Raw genomic sequence first — 3,610 nt, forward strand, 5'->3', positions numbered from 1 at the left:
TGATACTAAGTTTGACCGTTTTGGTTTCGAATTTAACTTGGTGGATACTGCGGGAATCCGTCGGAAAGCTAAAGTAAAAGAGGATTTAGAATTTTACTCGGTAATGCGTTCTGTGCGTGCTATTGAGCATGCAGATATTTGTATCTTGATTATTGACGCCACACGTGGATTTGAAGGTCAGGATCAAAGTATTTTTTGGTTAGCAGAAAAAAACAGAAAAGGAGTTGTGATTCTGGTTAATAAATGGGATTTGGTGGAAAAAGAAACCATGTCAACCCGCGATTACGAAGAGAAAATCAAGCAAGAATTAATGCCGTTTACAGATGTGCCTATTCTTTTTGTTTCGGCTTTGACCAAACAGCGTTTGCTAAAAGCGTTAGAAGCTACTGTAAAAGTGTATGAAAATAGACAACAACGTATTGCTACCTCAAAATTCAATGAGTTTATGTTGAAAGTTATCGAAGCGTATCCGCCACCAGCTACCAAAGGGAAATATGTAAAAATTAAATATTGCATGCAATTGCCTACGCAGACGCCACAGTTTGTATTTTTTGCCAATATGCCGCAATATGTTAAGGAACCGTACAAGCGTTATCTAGAGAATAAAATTAGAGAAAACTGGGATTTTTCAGGAGTGCCAATCGATATTTATATTAGAGAGAAATAAGAATAGAAAACCACTTTGTAAAGAAGTGGTTTTTTTGTTAGCACAGATACCAAAAGCCTAAGATTTGATTCTTGGGCTTTTTTGTAGTATTTGTTACTTGTTAATCGATTTATAAGTTATTTGAAGATTTCTATTGTTAAGAAAATTATTATGATTATTTTTGAAGAAGGAAGAGCTATTGTAATGGCAAGAAGCTATCTGTATTAGGATAGATTGGAGTTGTTTTATGGCGCATATTTAAAATCTGGCAAGCATTTAAACTAAAGTAGTATGAAATTATTAGTTACCTTGATTTTATCGATTTATTCAACAATTAGTTTTTCTCAAAATTTAACTTTTGAAGAATTCATAGGTTTGAGAAAAAAAAATTTAGCTGATGTAGAAGAATCACTTTCAATGAAGGGATGGTCATTATACACAGACGAGAACAGTACAAACGATGATTTGGTTATATTCGCTTATAGAAGAAATGATTATAATAAGCATGCTGATTCATTTTTATCATATTATAATTATGAAAATAATAATAGTAAAAGAGTTCACATTCAAATTAGAAATAAACAAATTTATAGTAATTATATTGCCAGACTAAAAATTAATGGCTTTAAATTAATTAAAAATGCACTAAAAGATAATGAAATTGAAAAAGTGTATCAAAACACTAAAACGACTGTTTCTATAGTTGTTTCTGATGAAATAAATGACAGTACTTTAAAGCCTTTCACAAACTATGGTTTTAGTGTCATGAGTAATAATGAATATGAATTGAACTTTAAAGATTAAAACATGGTTCATAATAAAGGAATAAAGATAAGTCCAAAATATTACCAAAAAGATTGGACTAATCTCAATCTAAATTCAAATGACAAACTAAATTGGGATAAGGCAATAGAAATTTTTATCGATAGAATTGATGGAAGATATTTTACACAAATAGATATTTTAGAAAAAAATAATGCGCATTCAGGATTTGTTATTATGTCGCTTTGTTGCTTATTAATTGAAACGCTTGAGCAATTTTGGAAAGGTAATATTCAAAATAGTCATATTCAAAAAAAATATACATCAAAAAAAAGTATTTTCAATTTTCTACTCAGAAAAAAATCGCAAAAAATTTCAAACGATGCTTTAATTTATCACGAATTTTTTCAGCGTTCTGAAAACTTATCGAACTTCTTTGACGCTACCCAAAAGTCAAATATTTTTTATACCAAAATTAGATGTGGTTTATTACATCAAGGTCAAACAAAAGGACAATCCTTAATACGCGCAAAAAATACAGAACCTCTTTTAAAATGGATTAATGAGAGTGATATTAATCAAGGATTAATCATTAATAGAAAGGAGTTTGTTAAAGAAATTAAACTTATATTCAATAAATACATAGAGGAATTAAGGACAAATCCTGAAATAAATTTCAAAAAGAAAACTTTAAAAAGAAAAATGGACTACATAGTTAACTTAAAATAAACTGCTGACAAAAATTACTACAACGAATTTGGGCAATCGGCTTAATGGAAAGACGGTTTTGTATTTGGGGTATTTGGCAAATCCGTAAATAGGACTTAATTTAGTCCCAAACCCTCTGTAGTACCAGATTGTTATAGGCGACCTTATGAGAACAGAGCATAAAATAGTAACTATGGAAAGAAAAACAATACTTCAAATACGAAATGAATTAGGAATTTATAACAATATTTTGAATATGTATGTCAAGATTTTCGGTATGAGAATATTTAGTGAGAAGTATCTTTTTTCACCGAATGTTTATGATTTAAGAGATTATCACGAAATAAAAGATGAGCTTTATTATTTATTAATATCACAAAAAGATAAAATACAGGAATTTTCAAAAGACTATTACAAATGGAAAAGTCCAAAATATATTTCTGAAAAAATTGGAATTAATTTAAATATTCTTTTATCATTTCTAAATATGTATAAATTAGACTTTCTTGAAGCAGAAGGAACAATTGATATTTTTGATCCAAAGAGTGAATTGGTAGTTGAGAGATTTTTGAATGTACGAAAAATGATTGACGACATTATTTTTGAGGATACTGAAATAAAGAAAATTTCAAGTTATGGTATTTTGAAAAGAATAGAGAATTTGAATTAATTAAATATTAAATCAGCCCATAACAATCACTACAAAGACTTTTGGTCTAAAAGGAAAATGGTCTTGTTTTGATTATTGCTAATCCACGAAGTGGGCTTTATTTGGTTTAAAACCCGCTGTAGCGCCAGAACCATAATCCCGAAGAAATTCGGGATTTTTTTTAGGGTTTTTTTTTCCAATTCAAACGATGAAAAACACTCAATCGAATAATATCGCGATCAAAAAAGTCAACACCGCTTGGTCGTCTTTGATAACTGTTGAGGTAACCTAACTCAGACGAAAAATGGTTGCTGGCTTGAAAATGTTGCGAAATTTAAACAATAAATACGTTTGTTGCATAATTAATGCAATTTATGTAATTTTGCACAAAAAACGCAACAATGGACTATGTGATTTTAATGGCAGATATTCTTGAAAGCCGAGAAAAAGATGCTAATGAATTGATGTTGGAGTTTAAAGAAACTGTCAAATATATTAACGATAACTGGCAAAAAAATATAATTTCTCCACTAACGATTACATTAGGTGACGAGTTTCAAGCAATTATTGATAATGTCGAAAATGCTGTAAATATTATCATTGAAATAGAAGAATTCATTCTCGCAAAAGAATTCAATTTCAAACTTCGGTATGTTTTAAATTTTGGAAAAATAGAAACTGAAATAAATCGAGAAATAGCTTATGAAATGTTAGGAGAAGGCTTAACTGATGCAAGAAAAGCGTTATCCGATTTGAAAAACTCAGAAAGTCGATTTCTAATAAAATTTAAAAAAGAGGATTTGAGAATTGAAAAAATGTTAAATGATACGTTTAAGATATTTCAA

At 29.2% G+C, this 3,610-nt stretch carries 5 protein-coding genes; all 5 read left to right on the top strand.

Going from position 1 to position 3,610, the window contains the following annotated elements; translation table 11 throughout:
* The coding region (locus tag ACH2BG_RS06145) for a GTP-binding protein (protein ID WP_395046838.1) at positions 1 to 667 on the top strand (667 nt) is incomplete at its 5' end.
* Positions 668 to 937: 270 nt separating this feature from the next.
* Complete coding sequence (locus ACH2BG_RS06150; protein ID WP_395046839.1) at positions 938 to 1,450, top strand: hypothetical protein; 513 nt, start codon at positions 938 to 940, stop codon at positions 1,448 to 1,450.
* A 3-nt stretch (positions 1,451 to 1,453) separates the two neighbouring features.
* Positions 1,454 to 2,137, top strand: a complete 684-nt coding sequence (locus ACH2BG_RS06155) for a hypothetical protein (protein ID WP_395046840.1) — start codon at positions 1,454 to 1,456, stop codon at positions 2,135 to 2,137.
* A gap of 172 nt (positions 2,138 to 2,309) precedes the next feature.
* The gene (locus ACH2BG_RS06160) at positions 2,310 to 2,786 is read left to right on the top strand and encodes a hypothetical protein (protein WP_395046841.1); all 477 of its coding nucleotides are present in this window, start codon (positions 2,310 to 2,312) and stop codon (positions 2,784 to 2,786) included.
* A gap of 380 nt (positions 2,787 to 3,166) precedes the next feature.
* On the top strand, positions 3,167 to 3,610 hold a 444-nt coding region (locus ACH2BG_RS06165; protein ID WP_395046842.1), incomplete at its 3' end, for a SatD family protein.

The organism is Flavobacterium sp. (assembly GCF_043779715.1).
Classification (GTDB): domain Bacteria; phylum Bacteroidota; class Bacteroidia; order Flavobacteriales; family Flavobacteriaceae; genus Flavobacterium.

What these genes read in the sequence shown, in the direction of transcription:
- ACH2BG_RS06150 (WP_395046839.1), top strand. Translation starts at nt 938, where the DNA reads ATGAAATTATTAGTTACCTTGATTTTATCGATTTATTCAACAATTAGT.
- ACH2BG_RS06155 (WP_395046840.1), top strand. Translation starts at nt 1,454, where the DNA reads ATGGTTCATAATAAAGGAATAAAGATAAGTCCAAAATATTACCAAAAA.
- ACH2BG_RS06160 (WP_395046841.1), top strand. Translation starts at nt 2,310, where the DNA reads ATGGAAAGAAAAACAATACTTCAAATACGAAATGAATTAGGAATTTAT.